At 62.0% G+C, this 26,344-nt stretch carries 21 protein-coding genes; 12 read left to right on the top strand and 9 right to left on the bottom strand.

Going from position 1 to position 26,344, the window contains the following annotated elements; translation table 11 throughout:
* Positions 1–44: 44 nt before the first annotated feature.
* From doeA to AC07E3_RS08725, 3 genes are read left to right on the top strand one after another with little or no spacing between them, the layout of a single operon-like run.
* Positions 45–1,229, top strand: a complete 1,185-nt coding sequence (doeA, locus tag AC07E3_RS08735) for an ectoine hydrolase DoeA (protein ID WP_478361236.1) — start codon at positions 45–47, stop codon at positions 1,227–1,229.
* Between the two features lie 3 nt (positions 1,230–1,232).
* Positions 1,233–2,396, top strand: a complete 1,164-nt coding sequence (gene argE, locus AC07E3_RS08730; RefSeq protein ID WP_478361233.1) for an acetylornithine deacetylase — start codon at positions 1,233–1,235, stop codon at positions 2,394–2,396.
* A gap of 19 nt (positions 2,397–2,415) precedes the next feature.
* Entirely contained in the window at positions 2,416–3,108 is a 693-nt protein-coding gene (locus AC07E3_RS08725; RefSeq protein WP_478361231.1) for a GntR family transcriptional regulator, read from the top strand.
* On the opposite strand, the gene AC07E3_RS08720 is transcribed toward AC07E3_RS08725, so the two are convergent.
* Genes AC07E3_RS08720 through AC07E3_RS08695 form a run of 6 tightly spaced genes read right to left on the bottom strand, consistent with a single transcriptional unit; the run spans position 3,105 to position 9,654 of the window.
* Complete coding sequence (locus tag AC07E3_RS08720; protein ID WP_478361229.1) at positions 3,105–4,004, bottom strand: carbohydrate kinase family protein; 900 nt, start codon at positions 4,002–4,004, stop codon at positions 3,105–3,107. The two genes, AC07E3_RS08725 and AC07E3_RS08720, sit on opposite strands and share 4 nt — an antisense overlap.
* Positions 4,001–5,059 carry an ABC transporter ATP-binding protein gene (locus AC07E3_RS08715; RefSeq protein WP_478361227.1) on the bottom strand — a complete coding sequence of 353 codons (1,059 nt, stop codon included), beginning with the start codon at positions 5,057–5,059 and terminating at the stop codon, positions 4,001–4,003. The genes AC07E3_RS08720 and AC07E3_RS08715 overlap by 4 nt, the downstream gene beginning before the upstream one ends.
* A 4-nt stretch (positions 5,060–5,063) precedes the next feature.
* Positions 5,064–6,551 (bottom strand): argininosuccinate lyase, encoded by a 1,488-nt coding sequence (gene argH, locus AC07E3_RS08710; protein WP_478361225.1) that lies wholly within the window; start codon positions 6,549–6,551, stop codon positions 5,064–5,066.
* 7 nt (positions 6,552–6,558) lie between these two features.
* The gene (locus AC07E3_RS08705; protein WP_478361223.1) at positions 6,559–7,440 is read right to left on the bottom strand and encodes a carbohydrate ABC transporter permease; all 882 of its coding nucleotides are present in this window, start codon (positions 7,438–7,440) and stop codon (positions 6,559–6,561) included.
* A 1-nt stretch (position 7,441) separates the two neighbouring features.
* Positions 7,442–8,335: a carbohydrate ABC transporter permease gene (locus AC07E3_RS08700; RefSeq protein WP_090326116.1), complete on the bottom strand. Its 894-nt coding sequence runs from the start codon at positions 8,333–8,335 to the stop codon at positions 7,442–7,444.
* Positions 8,336–8,388: 53 nt separating this feature from the next.
* A complete protein-coding gene (locus tag AC07E3_RS08695; protein ID WP_336065006.1) occupies positions 8,389–9,654 on the bottom strand; it encodes an extracellular solute-binding protein in 1,266 nt (421 codons plus the stop codon).
* A gap of 148 nt (positions 9,655–9,802) precedes the next feature.
* On the opposite strand from AC07E3_RS08695, the gene AC07E3_RS08690 reads away from it, so the two are divergent.
* The 3 genes from AC07E3_RS08690 to AC07E3_RS08680 are packed head-to-tail and all read left to right on the top strand — an operon-like array spanning position 9,803 to position 14,260.
* A complete protein-coding gene (locus tag AC07E3_RS08690) occupies positions 9,803–11,002 on the top strand; it encodes an ROK family transcriptional regulator (protein WP_336065003.1) in 1,200 nt (399 codons plus the stop codon).
* A 19-nt stretch (positions 11,003–11,021) separates the two neighbouring features.
* Entirely contained in the window at positions 11,022–13,376 is a 2,355-nt protein-coding gene (locus AC07E3_RS08685) for a PIG-L family deacetylase (RefSeq protein WP_478361218.1), read from the top strand.
* Positions 13,373–14,260: a DMT family transporter gene (locus AC07E3_RS08680; protein WP_478361216.1), complete on the top strand. Its 888-nt coding sequence runs from the start codon at positions 13,373–13,375 to the stop codon at positions 14,258–14,260. Before AC07E3_RS08685 ends, AC07E3_RS08680 begins: the two co-directional genes overlap by 4 nt.
* A gap of 14 nt (positions 14,261–14,274) precedes the next feature.
* Here AC07E3_RS08680 and AC07E3_RS08675 read toward each other — a convergent pair whose 3' ends face one another.
* From AC07E3_RS08675 to AC07E3_RS08665, 3 genes are all read right to left on the bottom strand, one after another.
* Entirely contained in the window at positions 14,275–15,810 is a 1,536-nt protein-coding gene (locus AC07E3_RS08675; protein WP_336064993.1) for a tripartite tricarboxylate transporter permease, read from the bottom strand.
* A 15-nt stretch (positions 15,811–15,825) separates the two neighbouring features.
* Positions 15,826–16,257, bottom strand: coding sequence for a tripartite tricarboxylate transporter TctB family protein (locus tag AC07E3_RS08670; RefSeq protein ID WP_336064990.1), 432 nt, complete (start codon positions 16,255–16,257; stop codon positions 15,826–15,828).
* Positions 16,258–16,340: 83 nt separating this feature from the next.
* Complete coding sequence (locus AC07E3_RS08665) at positions 16,341–17,315, bottom strand: Bug family tripartite tricarboxylate transporter substrate binding protein (RefSeq protein WP_336064986.1); 975 nt, start codon at positions 17,313–17,315, stop codon at positions 16,341–16,343.
* 167 nt (positions 17,316–17,482) lie between these two features.
* Between AC07E3_RS08665 and AC07E3_RS08660 the strand changes: the two genes are divergently transcribed.
* From AC07E3_RS08660 to AC07E3_RS08635, 6 genes are all read left to right on the top strand, one after another.
* Entirely contained in the window at positions 17,483–18,160 is a 678-nt protein-coding gene (locus AC07E3_RS08660; protein ID WP_336064985.1) for a response regulator transcription factor, read from the top strand.
* A complete protein-coding gene (locus AC07E3_RS08655) occupies positions 18,160–19,569 on the top strand; it encodes a sensor histidine kinase (protein ID WP_336064983.1) in 1,410 nt (469 codons plus the stop codon). Before AC07E3_RS08660 ends, AC07E3_RS08655 begins: the two co-directional genes overlap by 1 nt.
* The gene (locus AC07E3_RS08650; RefSeq protein WP_478361213.1) at positions 19,566–20,648 is read left to right on the top strand and encodes an ABC transporter substrate-binding protein; all 1,083 of its coding nucleotides are present in this window, start codon (positions 19,566–19,568) and stop codon (positions 20,646–20,648) included. Before AC07E3_RS08655 ends, AC07E3_RS08650 begins: the two co-directional genes overlap by 4 nt.
* A gap of 73 nt (positions 20,649–20,721) precedes the next feature.
* Positions 20,722–22,122, top strand: coding sequence for a sigma-54-dependent transcriptional regulator (locus AC07E3_RS08645; protein ID WP_478361211.1), 1,401 nt, complete (start codon positions 20,722–20,724; stop codon positions 22,120–22,122).
* On the top strand, positions 22,115–24,133 hold the full coding sequence (locus AC07E3_RS08640) for a sensor histidine kinase (protein ID WP_478361209.1): 2,019 nt from the start codon (positions 22,115–22,117) through the stop codon (positions 24,131–24,133). The genes AC07E3_RS08645 and AC07E3_RS08640 overlap by 8 nt, the downstream gene beginning before the upstream one ends.
* A 370-nt stretch (positions 24,134–24,503) precedes the next feature.
* A complete protein-coding gene (locus AC07E3_RS08635; RefSeq protein ID WP_336064975.1) occupies positions 24,504–26,156 on the top strand; it encodes an OFA family MFS transporter in 1,653 nt (550 codons plus the stop codon).
* Positions 26,157–26,344 lie beyond the last annotated feature (188 nt).

The following is a 26,344-nucleotide window of genomic DNA, read 5'->3' as shown; positions in this document are numbered from 1 at the left end:
TCGCCGGGTGCAGAGGCGTCCGGCTTACGCTTTTTGGAGGAACCATGCCAGCAGCCGAAATGCCCTTCAGCGCGCAGGAATATGCCGCACGCCTGGAAAAGACCCGCAACGCCATGGAGGCGAAGGGTATCGACGTTCTGTTCGTGGAGGACCCCTCCAACATGGCCTGGCTGACGGGTTATGACGGGTGGTCGTTCTACGTCCATCAGGGCGTGATCGTCTTCAAGGATGCCGACCCGCTCTGGTGGGGGCGCGCCATGGATGGAAATGGCGCCGTGCGCACCGTCTACATGGATGACGACCGGGTGCTGCGCTATCCCGACCATTATGTCCAGGCCAACACGCTGCATCCGATGCAGCATCTGGCCGAAATTTTGCGCGCCCATGGCTTTGGCAACAAGCGGATCGGCGTGGAGCTGGAAAACTACTATTTCTCCGCCAAGGCCTATCTGGTTCTGAAGGAAGAACTGCCCAACGCGACCTTTGTGGATGCGACGGCGCTGGTGAACTGGCAGCGGGCCGTGAAATCCGAAGAGGAGATCGTCTTCATGCGCCGGGCGGCGCGAATCTCCGAAAAGATGATCGACGGTATTGTCGAGCGCATCGAGCCGGGTCTGAAGAAAAACGATCTGGTGGCCGAAATCTATGCGGACGCGATCCGCGGTGTGGATGACGACTGGGGCGAATATCCGGCGATCGTGCCGCTTCTGCCGACCGGCTCTGACGCGGCCGCACCGCACCTGACCTGGGACGGGCGGCGTTTCGAGCAGGGGCATGCGACCTTCTTCGAGATCGCCGGCTGCTATCGCCGCTACCACGCGCCGCTCTGCCGCACCGTGTTTCTCGGTACGCCGCCGCAGCACATGCTGGATGCGGAAAAGGCGCTGGTGGAAGGCATCGAGGCCGGGCTTGAGATTGCACGACCGGGCAACCGCGCAGGCCAGATCGCCGATGCGCTCTATGGCGCGCTGGAGCGGGCCGGCATCACGCGGGACGGGCGCTGCGGTTATCCGATCGGCATTTCCTATCCGCCGGACTGGGGCGAGCGCACGATCTCGCTGCGCCGTGAGGATGAAACGATTCTGGAAGCAGGCATGACCTTCCATTTCATGCCGGGCCTCTGGATGGCCGACTGGGGGCTGGAGATCACCGAGAGCATTCTGATTGCTGAAGACGGGCCAGCCGAGGCGCTCTGCCGACGCCCGCGCGAACTGATCGTGAAGAACTGATCCATGCGGTCTGAAACGCTGGAAAATTCGACACGCATTCTGGCCGATCTGGTGGGGTTTCCCACCATTTCGGCGGACAGCAATCTGGAGATGATCGCCTATGCCAGCGAACTCTTGAGCGCGCTCGGGGCAAGGCTTTCAATGACGCTGGACGAGAGCGGGCACAAGGCAAACCTGTTCGCCACGCTGGGGCCCGAAGGGGATGGCGGCATCGTGCTTTCGGGCCATTCCGACGTGGTGCCGGTGGAGGGGCAGGACTGGGCGAGCGATCCCTTCGCCCTGCGCGAGGCGGATGGAAGGCTTTATGGGCGTGGCACCTGCGACATGAAGGGGTTCATCGCCTGCACGCTTGCCATGGCGCCGCATTTTGCCAAGCTGGATCTGAAACGGCCGCTCCATTTCGCCTTCACCTATGACGAGGAGGTGGGGTGTTTTGGCGCGCGTGCGCTCGTGGAGGAACTGGAGCGGACCGAACTCCGGCCATCGGTCGCCATCATCGGCGAGCCGACCATGATGCGCATCATCGAAGGCCACAAGGGCTGCTTCGAGTACACGACCGAATTTCGCGGCCTTGCCGGCCATGCTTCTTCGCCTGAGCGCGGCGTCAACGCGGTTGAATATGCGGTGCGCTATATCACGCGGCTCATGGCGCTGGCCGAGGAGCTGAAGACGCAGGCGCCGCTCGGCAACCGGTTCGATCCGCCCTGGACGACGCTTCAGGTGGGCACGATCTCGGGCGGTGCGGCGCGCAATGTGATCGCCGACCACTGCGCCGTGGAATGGGAAATGCGCCCGGTGCGCAATGAGGATGCGGATTTTGTGAAAGATCGCATCCGCACTTTTGTCGAAGCCGAGCTGAAACCGGCCATGCAAGCGGTGTTCGAGGGCGCGGACATCGTGACCCATGTGATCGGGGAGGTGGACGGGCTGGAGCCGGTGACCGAATCGGAAGCACGCCAGATCATTTCGGAGCTTACCGGCCTCACCGAGGCGGAAGTGGTGGCGTTTGGTACGGAAGCGGGGCTCTTCCAGAAAGCCGGGATTTCCTCCGTCATCTGCGGGCCGGGTTCCATCGAGCAGGCCCACAAGGCGGATGAATTCGTTTCGCTGGAACAGCTCGACCAATGCCTTGGCATGCTTGAACGGCTGGGCAGGAAGGTGAGCTGACCGCGATGGAGCGAGAGCGATGACAGGCGAGGCGCGCGCGCGGTTCGAGAGGATCTACACGCTTTTGCGCGAACGCATCTGCCTGCTCGACTATCCGCCGGGCATGCGGCTGCGCGAAGAGGACCTCGCCGAGGAATTCGACACCAGCCGAACGCCGATCCGCCGGGTTCTGGCGAGGCTCGAAGACGAGGGCTATCTGCGCTCCGTCCATGGCGTGGGCACCATCGTGACCGACATCGACATTGCCTCGCTCGAACAGGTCTATCGCCTGCGTGTGGAACTCTCCGAGCTGATTGGCAAGCTTTCACCGGCAGAGCCCGATGAAGACGCCAAACGCGCCTTCGCGACCATGAAGACGCGTTGCGAGGAACTGGTCGGAACGCCCAGCCAGCGTGCCTTCGCGCAGCTCAACATGGATTTTTTCCATCTCCTGATGACGCTGACGGAGAATGAGCCTCTGCAGGAGTTTTCCGAACGGCTTTATTACCAGACGACGAGGATCTGGCTGAAGCGCGCCGCCGGCGAGGATGGCACAGAAGAAACGCTTGCAAGCGAGATCGGCTTTTTCCTGCGCGAAGTCTCCGACATTGCCGCTGCCGTGGCCTGCGGGGCGCTCGAAAGCGTCGGGCAGATACGCCGCGCCCATGTCGCCATGAGTTTTGCTCGGTTGAAGGAAAGGGCAGGCGAAGAGGTGGAGGCAGCCTCTTTCTAGGAGGCCGCCTTTACCAGTGCGCTCAGATCGGGCAGGTCGGTTGCGCCGCCAACCCGCATGACGGCTTCGGCCCCGCAGCGATTGCCGGCTGCAAGGCATTGTTCAATCGGTTTTTCGGAAAGCCAGGCATCGATAAAACCGGCATTGAACGCGTCTCCGGCCCCCGTGGAATCGATTACATTGACGGGCTGCGTCGGCATTGAAACCGTGTTTTCGGCGCTGATAGCCATGGACCCTTCCGGCCCGCGCTTGACGATTGTGAGCGGTGCGGGCGGCTTCTTTTCCGGGGAAATGGCAAGCCGCTGCGCCTCGGTTTCGTTGGGCAGGAAAATATCCACGGCTCCGATCAGCGCGGCGAGATCGTCGCGTGCAAGAACCGCATCGTCCCAGGAACAGTCGAGCGAGATGGAAAGCCCGGCGGCACGCGCCTGCTCGATGAGGAAAGGAGCTTCCACCAGCGTGGCGAGCTCGCCGATATGGAGATGGGCAAAGTCGCCGCTGGCGATGGCTTGTGCAAATGTTTCCGGCACGGCGGGCCCGGCGCGGCGCGTCAGGAAGGCGCGTTCGGTGCCCGATGTCATGGCAACGGTGATCTGCGGGTCGAGCGTATCGGGCATGGCTTGCGACGCCGAAAGATCGACGCCGCTGGCTTCCAGCTCCGCCATCAGTGCGGCGGCAAAAGGCCCGGAAGGCAGCGCGGAGGCCAGCGAAACCGGACGCCCGAGGGCCGCGACATAGGCAGCCGTGATGAATGCTCCGCCACCCGGCTTGATGGACAGGCCGCCCGCGAACACTTCTTCACCCAGCGTTGGCATTTTAGGCAATTCGGTGAAGATGAGATCGCAGTAAAGCCGGCCCACGCTCAGGACGCGGCCTGCCCGGTCGGCTTGCTTCACGGCAGCGCCTCCCCGGATTTGGCGTCAAACAGGTGCATTTCGCCGGCATTCGCCGTCAGCTTGACCGTGTCGCCGGCTTTCGGCGGTTCGCGGCCGGAAGCCTTTGCGATCACCTCATGGCCGTTGACGCCGACATAGACGAGCGTGTCCGCACCGAGCGGCTCGACAATGTTGACCGTTCCCGAGAAAAGCCCGTTGCCGCCGGTGACAACGAGATCGTCTGGCCGGATGCCAAGGATCACGTCGGCCCCTTCCGAGGCGCTGCGTTCGGGCAGGTCTATGCCGAGCCCATCACCGAGCTTCACGCCTTTTCCGGCCCAGTTGCCCGGCAGCATGTTCATGGATGGTGCGCCGATGAACTGGGCGACGAAGGTGTTGGCCGGCTTGTGATAGACCTCGAGCGGCGTGCCGACCTGCTGGATATAGCCATCCTTCATGATGACGATCCGGTCGGCCATGGTCATGGCTTCCACCTGGTCGTGCGTCACAAAAATGATTGTGTTTCCAACGCGTTGGTGCAGCTTCTTGATTTCCAGTCGCATCTGGGTGCGTAGTTGCGCATCGAGGTTGGAGAGCGGCTCGTCGAACAGGAAGACCGCTGGATCGCGCACCATGGCGCGGCCGATGGCGACGCGCTGGCGCTGCCCGCCGGAAAGCTGGTTGGGGCGGCGCTCCAGGAGATCGGTCATGCCCAGAATGGCGGCAACCTCGTCGATGCGCTTGTCCTTGGCCTCCTTCGAAAGCTTGGACGTGCGCAGGCCAAAGCCGATATTCTTGCGCACCGACATGTGCGGATAGATGGCGTAGTTCTGGAACACCATGGCGATGTCGCGCTCCTTGGGCTCCAGATTGTTGACGAGGCGCTCGCCGATGTGGATTTCGCCGCCGCTGATCTCCTCAAGACCGGCAATCATGCGCAGAGTGGTGGATTTGCCGCAACCCGATGGGCCGACAAAGACGACGAATTCACCATCGGCCACGTCGAGATTGATGCCGTGAAGCACCTCGACCTTGCCATAGGATTTGACGAGATTGCGAAGGGACAAGGTGGCCAAGGGTCTACTCCTGCAAGAGAGCGCCGAAGGCGGCATCGAGCGCGGCTCCGGCTTTTTCGGCGCGGTCAAGGTCCGCTGCCTGTTGTTCTGAAAGGCGGGTGAGGGTGGCGCGATAGGTTTGAAGCGCCTCGTTCATGGCGTCTGGGCCCGGACCGCCGAAACGCTCGCGCACCGCCACGAAATGGCGCGCGCTGACGGCCTCGCTGTAGGCTGCGGGGTCGAGCGTGCTGTCGCGCCCGACCAGTTCCCTGAACGCGGCTGAGAACGCTTCGAACCCTTCGCCGAGCGGTTTGCCGGCGGCGATCACGGCACGGGCCGTGGCGGCGGCGATCTCATGCGCCTGCCGGAAGGACAGGTTTTCGCGGCGCACCAGCGTGTCGGCCAGTTCGGTGACCGTGATGCAGGCGGCATCGATGTTTTTTGCGACCCGTTCGCCATTGATGGAGACGGCGCTGATCAGGGCTGCCAGAAGGTCGAGCACGCGTGCGCCGCTCTGGAAGGCCGCGTAGCCGGCCACCTGAACCTCGCCCTCGCTGTCATTCATGTCTGTGAAGGGCGTGTTGTGCATCGTGTTGATGACCGCGTCCGCGCGCCCGCAGGTCATGGAGGCGAGATGGCGCAGATGCTCGATGGGCACCGGATTACGCTTTTGCGGCATGATGGACGAAATCTGCACAAGGCTGCCGGGCACATGAAGCTGCCCCACCTCGAAGGCCGACCAGAACTGCATGTCCTGGATGAGGCGCCCGAGATGCAGGAAGCTGAGCTTCATCGCGCTGTAGAGGCCGGTGACATAGTCAACCGAGGCGATGCAGCCATAGGAATTGCGCAGCGGCCCGGAAAAGCCCAGCAGATCGGCCATGCGGGCGCGGTCGATGGGGAAGCCGCTGGTGGTGATGGCGGCAGCACCCATCGGACAATGGTCGATATTGGCGCGGGCCGCCTGAAGGCGCTCGATGTCGCGCAGAAGCACCTCGACGGCGGCCGACAGGTAGTGGCCGAAGGTCGAGGGCTGTGCCGGCTGGCCGTGTGTGTAGGCAACGATCAGCGTGTCGCGCTCGGCCTCGGCCTTGGCGATCAGAGCGGAGGCCAACGCGTGCGCCTTGCCGATCAGCGTGTCGGCATGGTGCTTCAATGTGAGTTTGAAGACCGTGTGGTCCATGTCGTTGCGCGAACGGGCCGTGTGCAGCATGCCGGCAAGATCCGGTCCAAGCCGCTTTTTGAGCTCCGCCTCGACGAGGAAGAAATAATCTTCCACCTCGCCGGTATAGGTGAGGGCATCGATATCGACCGTTTCGTCAATATCGACGAGCGCACCGGCAATGCGGGCAGCATCTTCGTGGGCGAGAATGCCGCTCTCCGTAAGCATCACCAGATGCGCCCGGTTGATGGCGCGGAACGCACCCACATAGTTGGCCTTCACGCCTTCAAAGAGCGGCGCGAGCACCGTATCCTTGTAGACGGGGTGAGGGAATTTCTCGTTGAGGCTCATCGTGCGCTTATCCCTTGAGGCCGGCCATGACAACGCCGCGAATGATGAAGCGCTGGAAGATGAGGAAGACGACCAGCGTCGGCAGCGTGGAGATGGCCGCACCCGTCATGATCAGTTCCCAGGCCACATCCACCTCGTCGCCGAAGCTCGAAAGGCCGACCGGCAGCGTGTACATCTCCACCGAATTGGTGACGATCAACGGCCAGATGAAGGCGGTCCAGTTGCCGAGGAAGACGAAGATCGCAAGGGCAGCGAGCGCCGGGCGCACCAGCGGCATGGCCACCTGCCACCAGATCTGGAACTCGTTCAGCCCGTCGATGCGCGCGGCCTCGAGGAAATCGTCGGGCACGGTCTCGAAAAACTGCTTCATGAGGAAGGTGCCGAAGGCGGTCATGACGCCCGGGAACATGATGCCCCAATAGGTGTCGAGCCAGCCAAAACTCTTGCTCATGAGATACCACGGGATGACCAGCATCTCGGTCGGGATCATCAGCGTTGAGAGAATGGCGATGAAGACCAGATAGCGGCCGGGGAACCTGAACTTGCACAGCGCGTAACCCACCAGCGCGTCGAAGAAGACGGCCGACGCGGTGGTGACGATGGCGATGACCAGCGAGTTGATGAACCAGCCGTAGAAGCGCCCGTCTTCGAGAACATAGGTGTAGTTCTCGAGCGTCGGCTCTTCGGGGATCAGGTTCAGATTGTAGACCTCGAAGGGAAATTTCAGCGAGGTCGAGATCATGAACACGATGGGCATGATCATGAGAATGCCGCCGCCGAACAGAAGCGCCCAGCGGATGAACTGGCCCATATTGCGCCGCGAACTGCGCGAGGAACCGGAGAAAAGCGCGTCCGTGGACGCTTTGACTGCAATGTCCTGACTGGCCATGTCAGCTATCCTTCAAAAGTCGAAGCTGGATCAGGCTGACGACCAGCAGAATGGTGAAGAGCACGACGGTCTGCGCCGCCGCATAGCCCATGTTGAAACCGTTGAAGGCGGTGTCGTAGATCAGGAGCACCAGCGGTTTGGTGGAGTTCAGCGGACCGCCGGGATTGTTGGTGGTCATGTTGAAGACCTGATCGAAGATCCGCAGAAAGCCGATTGAGGAGAAAACGACCAGGAACACGATGGTGGGCTTCAGAAGCGGGATGGTGATCTCGGTGAGAACCGTCCAGGTGGACACGCCATCAATGCGCGCAGCTTCATAATAGCTTTGCGGAATGGCGCGCAGGCCGGCCATGAAGATGATGACCTGAAAGCCGAGACCGGCCCAGACCGCGCAGGCCAGAACAGAGGGCAGGGCGTTGGTCGTCGAGCTCAGAAACTCGATCTGACTGATGCCGAAGCTTGCCAGAAAATTGTTGAACACGCCGATGGGGACCGGCTGGTAGAACCAGCGCCACACCCAGGCCATGGCCACCGCACTTGTCATGAAGGGCAGGAAATAGAGCGCACGGATGGTGCCGTGCATGAAGCGCACCTTGTCGAGGTGATAGGCGATGATGAAGGACAGGACGAGGCTGACCGGCGTACCCAGGATCAGATACATGAAAGTGTTCTTGAACACTTTCCAGAAGACCGGATCGCTGAACAGCTTGGCGTAGTTTTCAAGGCCCACATATTTCCGGTCGCCGAGCAGGTTCCATTCCTGAAAGGAAAGGACGAACGCGTTGGCTGTGGGATAAAAGCGGATGACGACGTAGAAGAGAACCGGCAGCGCAAGGAATATCCAGGCCCAGACGATCTGCTTCTGCGAGATGGTGAGATTGTTGTAAAAGCGCATGGCCCCGTCCCGAATTTCGTTGGGCGCCCGGCGGACCGGACGCCCCAAAGGCCTTATTTCTTGTAGTATTCGTCGAGGATTTTCTGCTCTTCCCCGGCGGCCTGCGCGACGCTCTCTTCAAGCGCCTGACCCTGCAGCTCGATGCGCTGCATCATGTCCACCATAGTCTGGCGCTGGGCGCTCTCATTGGCGAAAACGGTGGTCTTTGCGTATTCCAGACCCTTGATGAAGGGGCCATAGACCGGATGACTGACGTTCTCGTCGGTCATGGCGGCAGACGGCTTTGCGGGCAGTTCGCCGACGGTTTCAAGCCAGATCTGCATGGCCTCGTCGGAGGTGAGGTACTCCATGAACTTGACGGCGGCATCGAACTTCTCGCCTTCCGCCTTGGAGGTGATCGCGTTCACCCAGTAGGAGGAATAGTTCGATTTGGTGCCATCGGGCCCGGCGGGAAGCTCGGCCACACCCCATTTGAGACCGCGCACGCTTTCAAGCGCGCCGATGCGGAAAGAGCCGTCAATGTGCATGCCGGCGCGACCGGCCTTGAAGGCGGCCTGCGGCTCATCCATGAAGGCGGCCTTGGTCACGCCATGCTTGGCCTGCAAATCATTATAGAAACCAAAGGCTTTCAGCCCGGCCTCGTTGTTGTAGTTGACCTTCTTGTAATCATCCAGATAGGGCTCGCCGCCGAACTGGCGGATCAACACTTCGCGGATCCAGTGATGGTCCTGCGCGGTCATGCCGGTGGTGATGCCGACGGCGGTAAGGTTCCCGGCACCGTCCTTCTTGGTTAGTTTTTTCGCGGCTTCAACGAATTCGTCGAGATTGGCCGGTGGGTTCTCGATGCCGGCTTCCTCGAACATGCGCTCATTGTAGAACAGCGCCAGCGAGCGCACGGCAGTCGGCAGCGCCCAGTAGCTGTCGCCCATCCGCATGGCCTTGACCATGGGGAAGAAGTCTTCCTCGATCTTTTCCGGCGGGAAGGTGTCGGCGGGCAGCGGCTGGATCAGCTCGGCTTCTACATAATCGTTCAGCCAGCCATAGAAGAGCTGGACGACGTCGGGGCCCTGACCGGCCGGAATGGCAGCGGCTACCTTGGTGCGATAGCTGTCATAGGGGAAATGCGTCATCTTGACGGTGATGTCGGGATTGGCTGCCTCGAAATTCTCGATCAGCTTGTCCATCGCATCGACGCGCGCTTCGAAGAAATACTGCCAGTACTCGATCTCGACCGCTGATGCGCCACCCGCGCCAGCAGCCATGGTCATGGCTGCCGTAGCGGCACCCAGCATGAAGGTCCGTAGTCTGTTGCGTTTCATTCTGTTTGCTCCCTTTGATCGCCAGCCAAATCCTGTCTGGCAAAGCAGTCACCCTCTGTTCATCCGTCTCGATGAGGCGGCATGTCCATTCGCTGACGATTAACTCAATCAAGTTGAATATTCAAGTAAGTTGAATTAATAAGCGCATATGAAGATCAGTAGCCCCCGTCGCATCGTAGGATCGAATGCTGAACGCACGCGCCTGCACAACCGCCAGGTCGTGCTTGGCCACGTGCGTGAACGGCAGCCCATAGGGCGTGCGGAGATTGCACGCATCTCGGGTCTGTCCATTCAGGCGGTCAGCAACATCATTGCCGAACTGGAGGAAGACAGGCTTCTGATCGAAGCCGGGCGGCAGTCGGAGGGGCGGGGCCTTCCGGTTCTGAAATACCGGCTCAATGCGGACGGCGCGGTGGCGCTCGGCATCGAGGTCAGGCCGGACGCGATGTTCGGCGCACTGGTGAACCTCGAAGGCGAGACGCTGTTCACCACCCGCGAGGCATTGCCGGACAATGCTCCTTCCACGGTTGTTTCCGTTGCCCGGCGTATCCGTGCCAGTGCGCTCGAGGGGCGTTGTGGCAAGACCCAGAAGATTCTGGGCGCTGGCGTGGTGATGCCGGGCCCGTTCGGCAAGGTTGGCATATCGGGTGCCGGGCAGTCGGCGCTTCATGGTTGGGAGGACAGCGATCCCATTGCCGTTTTCCAGGAAGCGCTCGACATGCCCGTGGTTGTGGAAAACGACGCGACGGCTGCTGCCGTGGCCGAGCGCGTGCGCGGCGTCGCAACGGGATTGCGCACTTTCTGCTTCATCTATTTTGGGGCAGGGCTTGGCCTTGGCGTGGTAGCAGATGGCGAGGTTCAGCGCGGGGCGTTCGGCAATGCCGGCGAGATCGGCCATGTCATTGTCCGGCCCGGCGGGCGTCTTTGTGCCTGCGGCAATCATGGCTGCCTCGAAACTTATGCCAGCCGCATCGCTGCGCGCACCAGGCTCGCGGATGCGGGCATCGAGATCGGCAGCGCTTCCGACATCGAAAACCTCTACAATGCGGGCAACGCGCATTTAATGGAGTGGATCGATGAGGCTTCAGGTCCGCTTTCGCAGGCCGTTGGCCTGATCGAAAACCTTTTCGATCCCGAAACCGTCATTCTTGGCGGTGCCATGCCGGATGCGGTTCTCGATCACCTCATTGCGTCGCTCGAACTTCCCGGCGGTTCCGTCGCCGCGCGGGCCGGGCGGGTCACGCCGCGTGTCCAGCGCGGCGCCTGTGGGCGTCTCACAGCCGCGCTCGGCGGGGCAGCACTCGTCATTCACGACACCATCACTCCGCGCATTGCCGCAAAAACTTGATTCTCTGGGAGGTTCACAAATGCCCGTTTCCGATCAGGAGCGTATCGCCGCGCAGGTGCGCAATCCGCGCATCGTCAGGCTCTGGCAGGCCCTTGCACCGCTGAAGTCGTGCGTCTCCTTCATGAACACGGGCGCGCATCCCGACGACGAGACGTCGGAAATGCTTGCGGCTCTGGCCCTGCGCGACGGCATTGCGCTCTCCTTTGCCTGCGCCAATCGCGGCGAGGGCGGGCAGAACGCCATCGGCTCGGAGGTGACACATGATCTGGGCGTGGTGCGCACGGCGGAAATGGAGCGCGCCGCCGATGTGCTGAACCTCAATCTCTACTGGCTATCGGAAACGCCCGACGACACGATCTTCGATTTCGGGTTTTCGAAACGCGGCACCGAGACACTTGAAAAATGGGGTCGCGAACGCACGCTCAAACGCTTTGTCGAGATCATCCGCACGGAGCGACCGGATATCATCTGCCCCACATTCCTGGATGTTCCGGGGCAGCACGGGCATCACCGCGCGATGACCGAGCTTGCCCATGACGTGATGAGCGCTGCCGCCGATCCGGCATTCCCGGGCGTGGACCTGCCTGTCTGGCAGGTGAAGAAGCTTTATCTTCCGGCGTGGTCGGGGGCGGGAGACAATTACGATGACGATCTGCCGCCGCCCAGCGCCACGCTGACGGTTAAGGGCACCGGACAAGACCCGGTAACGGGCTGGAGCTGGGCGCAGATCGGTGAACAGTCGCGCGCTTTCCATCTGACGCAGGGGATGGGTCGCTGGGTGCCGAATGGTAAAGAGCGCGATTGGCCGCTGCATCTGGTGCGTTCCGAGGTGGACGGGCCGGACAAGCAGATCACGGACGGGCTGCCTGCGACGCTTGCCGACCTGGCGTCCTTTGCCGGCGCATCTGAGATTGCCGACCATCTCGAAATGGCGCAGGCGGCCTGCGAGGCCGCATTCGCAGCATTTCCGGATATGAAGGAGGTCGCGCGTCAGGCGGCTTCGGCCCTCAAGGCGGTCCGTAAGGCACGCGATGCCTGCCCTCGCAAAGCACGTGAAGAGGTGCAGCACCGCCTCGCGGCCAAGGAAATCCAGCTGTCTCACGTCATGCGGATTGCCAGTGGCGTGGATGTACGCGCAACGCTCGAACGTGATGTTCTGCGTCCAGGCGACAGTGTCGCGCTGGCAATTGAAAGCTCCGGGCCGGTCGCGGAGGTGGCGCCGGTTCTGCCGAAGGGCTGGCGCTTTACGGATGGGGTTGTCCATGTGCCGGTTGATTCCGAAAGCACGGATTGTTACCCGGCTTTCTACCGCCCCGGTGTGGCGCGCCTTCCGGCCATCCGTGTCGGCGTGACCGTCGATGGGGTTTCTTCAGAAACGCTTCTGCCACTCGAGCGGGCACCGGTCGTGCTTCCTGCGCGGTCAGCGACGCTTGCCCCCGACCGTGCATTGATCAATGCGGCGGCAGCCACCCGCAAGATCGATCTGCGCGTCTCCGAGCTTTTCCCGCATGGGGGAAAGGCATGGCTGGAAACGCCTCCCGAGTGGTCCGCGACGGCCGTTGCAAGCGGCTTCCTTGTGGAGGCACCGAATGACATTGCGACCGGCCTCTACGACCTTTCCCTGCAGATTGACGAAACGCCTGCAGAAACGGTCAAACGCATAGCCTATCCACATATAGGTGAACGCGCACGCGCGTTTCCGGCCCAGTTGTCGGTGCGGGTTCTGGACGTGGATCTCCCGGATGTGCGGGTGGGCTATGTCGGTGGCGGCAACGACCGCGTGGGTCACTGGCTCAGGGCTCTCGGCCTCGATGTGACGGAACTTGCGGACAGCGATCTCACGGAAGAAGGGTTTAAAAACATCGACACGCTGGTGGTGGGCATCTTTGCGATGCGTGCGCGACCGGCGCTGAAAAATGCCATGCCGCTGGTGCATCGCTGGGTGGAGAATGGCGGCAATCTCCTCACGCTTTATCATCGCCCGTGGGACGACTGGGACCCGGAGACGGTGCCGCCACGCCGGCTGGAGATCGGCAAGCCATCGCTGCGCTGGCGCGTGACCGACGAGAATGCGCAGGTAACGCATCTCCTGCCCGAGCATCCGCTGCTCAACACGCCAAACCGCATCACGGATGAGGACTGGAAGGACTGGCACAAGGAGCGGGGTCTCTATTTTGCCAAAAGCTGGGATGAGGCCTATGAACCTCTTCTCTCCATGGCCGATCCCGATGAGGCGGCACATGAGGGCGCGCTTCTCTCGGCCCGCATCGGCCAGGGGCGGCACACGCATGTGGCGCTCATCCTGCACCACCAGATGGAGAAGCTTGTGCCGGGCGCGTTCCGCCTGATGGCAAACCTCGTGGCCAGGCCGTGAGCGCGGCGGTTACGGCAAAGGACAATCTGCGCGCCGGCGCATGGCTTCTGGCGGATATGGGCCTGAACATCTGGGCCATATCGATCGTCAAGGCGATGGGCGCCGGCTATCCGCCGTGGCAACTCGTCTTCCTGCGCGCCCTGGTCGGGTTTGGCCTGATCCTGCCATGGCTTGCGCGCCAGCCCGCCGTGCTGACACGGATCGACCGGGTGCCACTGCATGTGTTCCGTGTCATTCTTTCAGCGGTGGCGCTGACGGGCGGGTTTTACGCGGTCGCGCATCTGCCGCTCGCACTCTACATGACGATGAATTTCACGCGGCCGGTGGTTCTGGTGGCGCTTTCGGCTTTGATCCTGCGCGAAGCTGTTTCCGGTTCGCGCTGGCTGGCGGCAGGGCTGGGCCTCGTGGGCGCGTTCATTGCGACAAGTCCGGGCAATGTTCCGTGGACGCCGGCGCTTCTGGCTGCACTCGCTGCCGTTCTGGCCGGAACCGGCGCCATCATCGTCACACGGCAGCTCAAGGGAACGCCACCGGTCGTCATGATGCTGTTCTATACGGGTGGGCTTTCGCTGATCACCGCGTGGCCGGCGCTCTCGGGCTGGCAGCCGGTCGCCGCGGGGCACTGGCCGTTTCTTCTGGCGGTGGGCGTTTTTTCGCAGGCCGCGCAGTTCTGTTTCCTGCGCGCCCACTGGCTGGGCGATGCCGGCTTTCTCGGGCCGCTCGGCTATTCGAGCCTCATTCTTTCCGGGCTTGTCGGCTACGTCTTTTTCGGTGAAATACCCAGCCTCAACACGGTGATCGGCGCGGCCATCATCGTTCTTGCAACGGGTTTCCTGACGTTGAGAACGGCGCGGCTCAGGAGCCACGCCGCCTCGGGCAGTTGATCTGAAAGCGCCGGTCAGTCGGGATCGGCGCCTTCCGCGATGGGTTCATCGGCGATTTTCGGCCGGAAATAGCGGCCGACGATGAGCGGCAGGACAAAGCCCACAATGGCAAAGGTCCAGAGGCCGATGGCCAGCCACGAGTTGAACAGCATGGTCCAGTCGCCATCATGAATGGTCATGGCGCGGCGCAGATTCTTCTCCATCTGGTCGCCGAGCAACACGCCGAGAATGATCGGCACCAGCGGCACGTCGAGCTTGCGCAGGACCCAGCCCATCACACCGAAGATGACCATCACCACCAGATCGAAGGTGGAGCCGGAAATGCCGTAGATGCCGACGAAGGAAATCATCGCCACGGCGGGCATCAGATAGCGTGTCGGGATCAGAAGAACCCGCACGAACAGCGAGACCAGCGGCAGGTTCATGGCCAGAAGCATGATGTTGCCGATGAAGAGCGCGGCGATCAGGCCCCAGACCACATCCGGGTTTTGCTGGAAGAGCAGGGGGCCGGGCGTGATGTTGAGCGCAAGCAGCATGGCGAGCAGGACGGCCGTTGTGCCGGAGCCGGGAACGCCAAGCGCCAGCATCGGCACCAGAGCACCGCCAGCCGCCGAATTATTGCCGGCTTCAGGTGCTGCCACGCCGCGCGGGTCGCCCTTTCCGAACGTGCCGTTGCGGTCGGAGATGCGCTTTTCGAACGTGTAGGAGATAAAGGAGCCGAGCGAGGCACCGGCTCCCGGCAGCACGCCTGCAATGAAGCCTAAGATCGTCGAGCGGCCCATGGCGGGAATCGTCTCGCGCACCATCTTCCATGGCGGCACGATGCGGCCCACTTTCACGGCCTTGTCGTCGGCACCGCCGCCGGCCCGGTGTTCCAGAAAGATGAAAACCTCCGAGAGTGCGAACAGGCCAACGATGGCGACCAGAAAGTCGATACCGTCATAAAGATGCACTTCACCGAACGAGAAGCGCGGAACGCCCGTCTGGCCATCGACGCCGATGGTGGCGATGCCCAGTCCGAGAACGGCGGCGAGCGCCGCTTTTGCCTGGTTTCGGCTTGCAATGCCGCCAAGCGTGGCAAAGGCCAGCACGAACAGCGCGAAATACTCGGCCGGTCCGAACAGCAGCGCGACCTTGACGAGCTGCGGTGCCAGGAAGACCAGCCCCCATGTGGCGAAGAAGGCGCCGACAAAGGAGGCGAGACCGGAAATGGCAAGCGCTTCGCCGGCCTTGCCCGCCTTCGCCATCGGGTGCCCGTCGAGCGTTGTCATGAGGGCCGGTTCGTCGCCTGGTATGTTGAGCAGGATTGACGAGATACGGCCACCATACATGGCGCCATAATAGACGCTGGTCAGAAGGATGAGCGCTGGCGTGGCCGGCAGGCCAAGCGTGAAGGCGAGCGGTATGAGGATCGCAACGCCGTTTGAAGGGCCGAGCCCCGGCAGCGCACCGATAATGGTGCCGAGAAAGCACCCGATCAGAGCCAGAAACAGGTTCTGCCAGGTGAGCGCGACGGCAAATCCGTCTGCGAGTGAAGCGAGTGTGTCCATGGAGGGCCTCCCGTCTCAGAAGCCCCAGGGGCCGCGTGCCAGCGACAGCCCCAGGACGAGATGGAAAATGACATAGATGCCGACGGCAATCATCACGCCGGCGGTGAAGGCAGCTACCGGATGGGAGCCCAGGCGCCAGGAGAGATAGCTCGCCGCAACAGCGGTGCAGGCGACGAAGCCGTATTCCTTGAGAAACAGCGCATAGGCGACCATCACCGCGGTGGCCATGCCGATCTCGAAAAGGCGTGAGAAAGTGGGCCATTCGGGCTCGGTGTCCGGTTTTAGGACGATGATCGCGCTGGAAATCGCCAGCACGGTGCCGATCATGAATGGAAAGGCCTTTGGTCCGAACGGATCGGAAATGAAGCTCAGCTCGATCTGCGTTGCCTGCCAGATATAGAAGGCGGCGAGAAGGAAGCCGAAGACCCCGAAGATACGGTCGCTCATGACGGACGCGCTCCCCTGATTGTTCTTGATACAATTCGGGCCTGCGGGATGTCCCGGCAGGCCCGAGTGAGTTCCGTCGCGTGTTACTTCACGATGCCGATCTGCTTCGACAGATCGGTGATGGAAGCGATGGATTCCTTCACGAAGGCCTGAAACTCCTCACCCTGCAGGTTGAGCGGGGCGAGGCCGTTCTGCGCCATGACTTCCTTCCATTCGTCGGATGCATAGACCTTGCTGACGGCATCGACCCAGAAGGCGTAGGCGTCATCCGACATGTCGCCGGGCGCATAGAAGCCGCGCCAGTTGGCGCCGATCACGTCGATACCCTGCTCCTTTGCCGTCGGGAAGGACGAGAAATCGCCTTCGAGGCGTTCCGGGGCGAGAACGGCAATCACCTTGATGTCGCCGGAATCGACGAAGCCCTTGGCCTCCGAGGCATCACCCGTGAACGCCTGGACGGAACCGGCCAGAAGCTGCGTCACAGCCTCGCCGCCGCCGTCGAAGGCAACGTATTTCACCTGACGAACATCCTCGACGCCGGCCTTGGACGCAGCGATAAGAACCTTGAGGTGGTCCCAGCCACCAACGGCGGAGCCGCCCGCGACCGATACCGAGGAGGGATCTGTCTTGATCTTGTCCATCAGTTCGGGGAGCGTGTTGATCGGCGAATCCTTGGCAACCGCGATCACGCCGTAATCCGCACCGACCGAACCTACCCAGCGCACCTGGTCCATGGTGTTGCCGGGGAAGGCGCCCTGCGCGAGGCGGGTGGCGGTGGCCGAAGAGGCGGCGACGATCAGGTTGTTCTCGGCATTGCGCTTGCCGACCACTTCAGCAAAGGCAACGCCGCCGCCACCGCCGGCAACATTGGAAACCTGCATCGTGCCGGGCACAAGCTTCAGATCCTGAAGTGTCTTGCCGACCTGGCGGCAGGTGAAATCCCAGCCGCCGCCCGGGTTGGCGGGGGCGATGCATTCGGTGTTGTTCGGTTCGAACGCGAACGCCGACAGGCTGGATGCGAGCGTGAAGACGGCCGCGAGGCCGAGCAGCTTTTTCATCGATTTTCTCCTCCTTGAGTGATTCCACCGAGACATGGCGAAATCTTCCTCAAACTTTTAATACCGCCGCCCTCCCATTGGCCGGAACGGTATGACACGAGATTGTTCTCATGACGAATGAGAGCCTATAGGGTAAGCCTGTCAACAAGCTGTCATTGTCTGGAAAAATGCATTTCTTGATTGTTGAAGACACGCGCGATGTCGCCGAAGCCATAGAGCGGCGGCTTGAGAAAGCCGGCCATGTGAGCGATCGCGCTGAAACGCTGGAGGATGCGGAACATTTCGTTGCCATGGCACGCTACGATCTGATCGTGCTCGACATCAACCTTCCGGACGGCTCGGGGATTGCGTTCCTCAAAAAGCTACGGGCAGCGGGAAACCGCGTGCCGGTGCTTGTGCTGACGGCCAGGCTTGCCGTGAACGACAAGATCGATGCGCTTGATCTGGGTGCCGACGACTACATGATCAAACCGTTCGATCTGGGCGAACTCGAAGCGCGCATTCGCGCGATCATCCGCCGGCGCAGCGGCGATGCCGACCGCACACTGACCGTGGGAAAGCTCACCTTCGACATGGCCGCCCGCCGGGTCCTGATCGATGGAGAACCCTGCGAACTGACGCGGAGGGAGCAGACACTTCTGGAGATCTTTCTCACCAACCGCGATCGGGTGCTTGAGAAGGAAGACCTGCTGACGCGGCTGTTCGGCCATGACGAAGAACGCAATCCAAACGCGGTCGAACTCTATGTCGGGCGCCTGCGGCGCAAGATCGAGGGATCGGGCCTTGAAATCCGGACATTGCGCGGCCTCGGCTATCAGGCGGTTACGATGGAGCCGGGGACCTGATGGCGCATCCCGTGCGTCAGGCCGTGCCCGGTCGCAGCCTGTCGATCGCCTATCGCCTGACGATCTCGCTCACCCTGGTGCTCACGCTGGCTGTCGGCGCCACCATCTATGCGGCCTATGGCTATGGACGGCAGGCGGCCAACGAGGCGTTCGACCGGCTGCTTCAGGGGGCCGCGCTGCAGATTGCGGAGCGCATCTTCGTTATCGAGGGCGAGGTGCGCGTCGACATACCTGTTTCGGCGTTTGAACTCCTGTCGCTCGCCAAGGACGAACGTGTGTTCTATCGCGTCGCGCAACCTGACGGGACGACCCTTACGGGTTACGAGGACTTTCCGATGCCCGAGGCGGATACGATCCCCGAAGGCGGTTTTGCCTATGAGGTGGATTTCGGCGGCGAGCGGGTGCGCGCGCTTGCCATGTTGCGCAGGCTTGCCGAACGCGCGGTGAGCGGCGACATATACATCGTTGTCGCGCACACGACCGGAAGCCGCGAGCAACTTGCCCGCAGCATGGCCACACAGGCGGTTGCGGTCATTGCCGGTGCCGGTTTTGCCATCCTTATCCTGGCGCTGCTTGCCATGCGCTATGCCATGCGGCCGCTGGAACGCATTCAGAAGGCGATTCTCGAGCGGGATCCTCTCGATCTCTCGCCCTTTTCCATGCATGCGCCCGACGAGGTGTCGGCGCTGGTGGCCTCCATCAACCGGTTCATGGGCCGTCTCGACCGGCGTGTGCGTGCCATGCAGGATTATGTTGCCGATTCCGCCCATCAGATACGCACCTCCATCACCGCCCTGAGGGCGCATAGCGAACTCGCGCTGGATGAAGACGACCCGCAGCGGCTGAAAGCGCTGCACCGCCGCATTCGCAGCCGCGCCATCGGTCTGAACCGCCTGACGGACCAGCTCCTGAGCCATGCGCTCGTGACGCATCGCGCCGACACCGCCCGCCTCGAACCACTCGATCTCCGGCGTATCGCTGTCGGCGCGGAACGCGATTTCGTTCAGATTGTGGGTGGTCGAAAGCCGCGCATACGGCTCGATCTGCCGGAAGAGCCCGTCATGGTGCATGGAGATGCGTTCAGCCTGCGCGAAGCGGTCAAGAACCTGTTGAACAACGCTCATGCGCATGGCAAGCCGCCCATCGATCTCGTGGTCGCATTGAGCGACGACCGCGCACGCATCGCCGTTTCAGATCGGGGCGAGGGGCTGCCCGCCAGCGATCCCGCGGATATCGGCCACCGTTTCGCAATCAATCCCAACAAGCCGGAAAGCGCCGGGCTGGGGCTCGCAATCGTGCGGGAGGTGGCGGAGTTCCACCATGGGCGCATCATGCTGGATCGCGGCGCCGGAGGCTTTTCCATCAGCCTCGATCTGCCGCTCGCACGGGAAGGAGCGGAAGCGCCATGAGACGCCTGATTGCCGGCCTTGTTCTGCTCCTCATGTCGTTCGCGCCGACGGCGGGCATGGCTGAAGACACGCTGTTTGAAGCGACCGGCGAGGGGAGCGAGGCCCTGGTTATCGGCAGCGTGACGGATCTCGTCTTCATCGAGCCGCTTATCCGCGAATTTCAGCGCGCCAATCCCTCGACGGCGGTTGTCTATCGTCAGATGACCAGCCTCGATCTCTATGCGGCTGTTGCGGAGGCCTGCGAAGCCGGGACATTCTTCGCCGATACGGTGATTTCGTCGGCCATTCCCGAACAGGTGCGCCTCGTCAACGATGGCTGTTCGGAGCCGTTCCGCTTCAGCCTGCCGACGGATCTGCCCGACTGGGCTTCCTGGCGCAACGAGCTTGTCGGCTTGACCTTCGAGCCCGCCGTCATCGTCTATGACAGGCAGGGACTGAGACCCGGGGAAGTGCCCCGCAATCGTTTTGAACTGGTCGACCTTCTGCGCCAGACAGAGCGCTTTCGCGGCCGCATCGGCACCTACGATATCGAGAGCTCGGGCGTCGGATACATCTTCGCATTCGAGGATGCCGCGCAGGCTTCCACATGGGGGCGGTTGCTGGAAAGCCTTGGGCAGAATCAGGCAAAACTTTTCTGCTGCAGTTCCGAGGTGATCGACGGTGTGCGCACCGGGCGTCTGGTGCTCGGCTACAACGTTCTGGGCTCCTATGCCCTTGCCCGCCAGGAAGAAGACCCGCGGATAGGCATCATCTTTCCGTCCGACTATACGCTTGCCCTGTCGCGCGCTGCATTCGTCTCGCGTCACGCGCGCAACAAGCGTGCTGCCAACGCCCTGATCGCACTTGCGCTGACTGATACCGGACAACGGCTTCTCTCCGGACCGTCACGCCTGTTTTCATCGCTCAACGGTCCCGAAATGCTCAATCTCATCGACACCGGGTCCGGACCGACAGCGGGAGAGGCCGCATTCCGGCCCATAGCGCTTTCTCCAGCACTTCTGGTTGGCCTCGATCAGGCCAAGCGCAGGGCGTTTCTGGACCAGTGGCGCAAATCCTTTCAGGCCGGCGGTGGAGAGTAGGCGGAACCCTATTTGCTTTCCAGGGGAGCTTGGCTAATCATGCGGCTCAACACCGGAGGGGGATCGGGAGGATATGGCAAGCGGACAGGCTGCAAGAGCGCCACGCAACATGGCTGCGGACCCGGAATTCGGCCCATGGCTGGCACAGGCCTCAATCCTCGTGATCGATGACGAGCCGGGCATGCGGAATTTTCTCATGCGTACGCTCGGTCCCCGCTGCAAGCGTCTCGACGAGGCCGCCGACACCGAAGAGGCATCGCGCAAGCTCGACACCAACCATTATGACGTGGTGATCCTCGACAACATCATGCCGGGCAAGAATGGTGTCGACTGGCTCGCCGAGCAGCGCGCCATCGGTTTTTTCTCCAATGCCATTCTCATGACGGCCTATGCGGATCTGGAGACCGCCATCCAGGCATTGCGTGCCGGCGCCGTGGATTTCATTCTGAAGCCATTCCGCTCCAACCAGCTTTTGAACGCCGTGGCGCGCTGTCTCGACCAGATGCGCCTCCAGCGCGAAAACTACGTCCTGCGCTACGAACTGAAATCCACTTCCGATCACGTTCTGCTGCGCGACAAGCTGATCGGCGGCTCCAAAGCGATCAGCGATGTGCGGGAGACGATTGCACGCGTTGCACCGCTGCCGACGTCGGTGCTTCTGACCGGTCAGTCGGGCACGGGCAAGGAAGTCGCCGCGCGCTCGCTTCATTCGCTGTCGGACCGGGCGGACAAACCCTTCGTCCCCGTCAACTGCGCCGCCATTCCGCCGGACATGATCGAAACCGAGCTGTTCGGTCATCTGAAGGGTGCGTTCACCGGGGCGGACACGGCCCGCGAAGGTCTTTTCATGCACGCTCAGGGCGGAACGCTGTTTCTTGACGAAATCGGCGAGTTGCCGCCTGCCACGCAGAGCAAGCTTTTGCGCGTGCTCGAGGATCGCCGGATCAGGCCGGTGGGCTCGGAGCGCGAAATCCCTGTCGATCTGCGCTTCGTCTTCGCGACCAATGCCGAACTCGAAAAACTGGTCGAAGCCGGCCAGTTTCGCGCCGATCTGTTCTTTCGCATCAACGTCATGCGGATCCACCTGCCGCCGCTCAAGGATCGTGGCCAGGACGTGCAGGAACTCGCCGATCTGTTCATGACCAAGCTGTCGCAGCAATTGGGAACGCCGAAAGTCTCCATCGGGGCAGATGCACGATCGGCCCTTGCGGCCTATCCCTGGCCCGGAAATGTGCGCGAACTGCGCAATCTTGTCGAACGCACGCTTATCCTGGGTCGTTTCCCTGACGATTTCGGCGGCGGGATTCGTACAATGCAGCAAAGCGGTACCAGTGGCGAGAGCCTTGCCGATATCGAACGCCGGCACATACTGGCCGTGCTCGACCGGCTGGGCGGCGACCGTGAGGCTGCCGCGCGCCAGCTTGGTGTTTCCCGCAAGACAATCGACCGCAAATGCGCGGCCTGGAATGTCTGACCGATTAGAGCCGGACCGGCGCAGGGGGCAGGGACGTTCGGTCCGTTTTCGCCTGCTTGTGATTGCGCTTTTGCCGACGCTCGTGATCCTGCCCCTGCTTCTTGGCATGGCGGTCTATCGGTGGAACGCAAAGTTCGACGCAGCCCTGATCTCCAAGGTCAATGGCGATCTGACCATCGCGCACCAGTATTTCGCGCGGCTTCTTGAAAACACCGGTGAACGCATCGCGGCCCTTGGCGGCTCGGCAAGGTTCCGCGATATCGTGGAGGCCGGAGGCGGCGGTCTGGAAGCGCTCCTGGAAGAACATCGCCGCGCGCTCGATCTCGATTTTCTTTATCTGATCCCCACGAATGGCAGGGTCGTAACATCCGCTCCGAAGCTTGCCGGCGCTCCACGGTCTGACTGGCCGATCATCGAAAGGGCGCTTTCAGGAGAGGCGTCTACCGGGATCGATATCTTTTCGGGCGAGGAACTGACCGCAATCGCGCCCGCACTCGCCGCGCGTGCCCGGCTGGAACTGGTGCCAACGCCCAATGCCGTGCCGACCGACCGGGCGGCTGAAACGCGCGGCATGGTCGTTCATTCGGCAACGCCGGTGCGTCTTGCCGATGGCAGCCCGGCCGCCCTTGTCGGCGGCAATCTCCTGAACCGCAATCTCGTTTTCATCGACACGATCAATGATCTCGTCTACCGCGAAGCGAGCCTGCCGGAGGGAAGCCAGGGAACGGCAACACTGTTCCTCGACGATGTGCGCATCAGCACCAATGTACGGCTCTTTGAGGGGCGCAGGGCCCTCGGCACACGCGTTTCGAGCATCGTCCGCTCGGCAGTGCTCGGTCAGGGGCGCGTCTGGCTCGACAGCGCTTTTGTCGTCAATGACTGGTACATCTCCGCCTATGAGCCGATCACCGACAGCTACGGCAGGCGCGTCGGCATGCTCTATGTCGGCTTTCTGGAAGCGCCCTTCACGGAAGCGAAGTATACGACGCTGCTGACGATCGCCATCGCCTTTCTGGCGATCACCGCATTGAGTGTTCCGCTGTTCCTGCGCTGGGCCCGCTCGATCTTCAAGCCGCTTGAGCGCATGGCCGGCACGATTTCGGAGGTTGAAGGCGGGGACCTGGGCGCACGCACGGGCATTCGTGGCGTCGACGACGAAATCGGCCGGGTGGCGCAGCATCTCGACCTGCTTCTTGAGCAGCTGCAGGAACGCGACAGGCAATTGCGCGCCTGGAACGAGGAGTTGAACGCCCGGGTGGAAGAGCGCACGCGCGAGCTGCGGCTCGCCAACCGGCAGCTTGAGGCCACGACCCGGCAGCTCATCATGTCCGAAAAACTCGCTGCGATTGGCGAGATTACGGCCGGCGTTGCCCATGAAATCAACAATCCAATCGCCGTCATACAGGGCAATCTTGAAGTGGTGCGTCAGGTGATGGGGGATCGCGCGGATGAGGCGCGGACGGAATTTCGCCTGCTCGATGAACAGATCCACCGGATCAGCCAGATCGTCACCAAGCTGCTTCAGTTTGCCAAGCCGGAGGAATATGCGGGCTTTCTGGAGCGTCACGCCCCGACGGATGTGATTTCCGACACGTTGCCACTGGTGCAGCACCTTCTCAACAAGGCAGAAATCGTGGTCATGCGTGAAGATCGCGCGACCCGCCTTGTGTTGATGAACCGCACGGAACTCCAGCAGGTTCTCGTCAACCTGATCGTCAATGCCGTCCATGCGATGCCTGACGGAGGCTCTCTCTCGCTCGCCACGCGCGATGAAGAGCAGGACGGAGACAAGGGGCTCGTTATCGCGGTTTCGGATACGGGCGTCGGCATGACGCCCGAAATGCTCGACAGGGCGTTCGATCCGTTTTTCACCACAAAGCGGCAGGAGGGGACCGGGCTCGGTCTTTCAATCAGCCAGACGCTGATCAGTCGTCAGGGCGGGAAGATCTCGGTCGAGAGCAGGCCGGGCGAGGGCACTTGTTTTACGATCTGGTTGCCGGAGGCGCGCTAGATCGCCGTGCGTCCATCCGGACGCACAAAGGACGATCTAGACTAATAGTGGAGCATCGGAATAACCCGAAAACCGGATTCCACTTTTCGGTCCGATGCTCCAAGCGCCTCGGACAAAATGTCCGACGGCCTTGGACAAACTGTCCATTGATCTGATCTGTCAGCCGATAAATATCTGAAATCGTTCACATCAGTCATCTGGCACGACCATTGCTTACCTCCAGGCGAGGTAAGAGGAGGACGCTATCGATGACCGGGGCCTGACCCGGAAGCCACTGTCGCGGAGGGCGGCGTGTCGGCATCAATCGGGAATTTTCGAACGAATAACCAGCAGGACGGCTGCCGGGAAACCCGGCAGGAGGAGGAGACTTATGTCCGCAGCAAGTGACACATTATCCGGCGCCCCCGCCGGCGGTATTATGGACAGGGAGAGGATCATTGCCCAGCCGGGCTTCAACCGCTGGCTTGTTCCGCCGGCGGCCCTGGCGATTCATCTTTGCATCGGCATGGCCTATGGCTTCAGCGTGTTCTGGCTGCCGCTGACCCAGGCCATCGGCATTTCCGAGCGTGTGGTCTGCGAGGACATGACGCTCATCAGCGCGCTTTTCACCACAAGCTGCGACTGGCGCGTTTCTGATCTGGGCTGGATCTACACGCTGTTTTTCGTGCTGCTCGGCTCGGCGGCGGCGATCTGGGGCGGCTGGCTCGAACGCGCCGGCCCGCGCAAGGCGGGCGTGGTCGCGGCCTTCTGCTGGTGCGGCGGCATCGCCGTTGCGGCCATTGGCGTGATGCTTCACCAGCTCTGGCTTATGTGGCTCGGCGCCGGCGTGATCGGCGGCATCGGCCTGGGGCTCGGCTATATTTCGCCGGTTTCGACGCTGATCAAATGGTTTCCGGATCGCAGGGGCATGGCAACGGGCATGGCCATTATGGGCTTTGGCGGCGGTGCGATGATCGGCGCCCCGCTGGCCGACATGCTCATGAACACGTTCAAGACCGCGGGCTCCGTTGGCGTCTGGCAGACCTTTCTGGTCATGGCCGCCATCTATTTCGTCTTCATGATGGGCGGTGCCTTCGGCTATCGCATTCCGCCATCCGGCTGGCGACCGGAAGGCTGGACACCGCCGGCAAAGAGCGCGAAATCCATGATCACGTCGCGCCATGTCCATTTGCGCGACGCTCACAAGACGAAGCAGTTCTGGCTGATCTGGGCGGTTCTCACCCTCAACGTGTCGGCTGGTATCGGTGTGATCGGCATGGCCTCACCCATGCTTCAGGAAATTTTTGGCGGACGCCTGCTCGGCATGCCGGAACTGACATTCAACGAACTCGACGCATCCCAGAAGAGCGCCATTGCCGCGATTGCCGCGGGCTTTGCCGGTCTGCTCTCGCTGTTCAACATCGGCGGCCGCTTCTTCTGGGCGTCGCTCTCCGACAGGATCGGCAGAAAGAACACCTATTACGCGTTCTTCCTGATCGGCATCGTGCTCTATGCGCTCGCCCCTTCGGCCGCGCATATGGGCAGCCAGGTGCTCTTCGTCCTGATGTTCGGCATCATCCTGTCCATGTATGGCGGCGGCTTCGCCACGGTGCCGGCCTATCTGGCCGATATTTTCGGCACCCAGTTCGTTGGCGCCATTCACGGCCGTCTTCTGACGGCCTGGGCGACTGCCGGCATCATCGGTCCCGTCGTGGTGAACTACATTCGTGAAGCGCAGCTCAATGCGGGCATTCCGCGCGAGCAGGTCTACGACTTCACCATGTATATCCTGGCCGGCATGCTCCTCCTCGGTCTGATCTGCAACATGCTGGTCAAGCCGCTTTCGGACAAGTGGTACATGTCGGATGAGGAGGTCGCCAGGCTTCAGGCGAAATCGGCGGCTGCCGATGCAGGCCCGACCGGCTCGTTCGGTATCGGCAGGGGTGGTTTCGATGGCAAGGCGCTTGCCGCCTGGGCCATCGTCGGCATCCCCATTCTGTGGGGTGTCTGGATAACGCTGCAGAAGACCGCAGCCCTGTTCTAGAGCATCGGACCGAAAAGTGGAATCCGGTTTTCGGGCTATTCCGATGCTTCATCTATGATCCAGACAGGGTTGTTGCAGCGCTGCCCTCCGGCATGAGCCCCGCCGGAGGGCAGTTTCGTTTGTGCCAACCGGGGGAAACTGCAGGAGCAGTCCTGTCTGCGGCGCAATCGCGGGCTTGCCCATGTGCC

Source organism: Nitratireductor lacus (genome assembly GCF_056431025.1).
The sequence above is the reverse complement of the archived record's forward strand: the minus strand, read 5'-3'. Positions and strand labels throughout refer to the sequence as shown.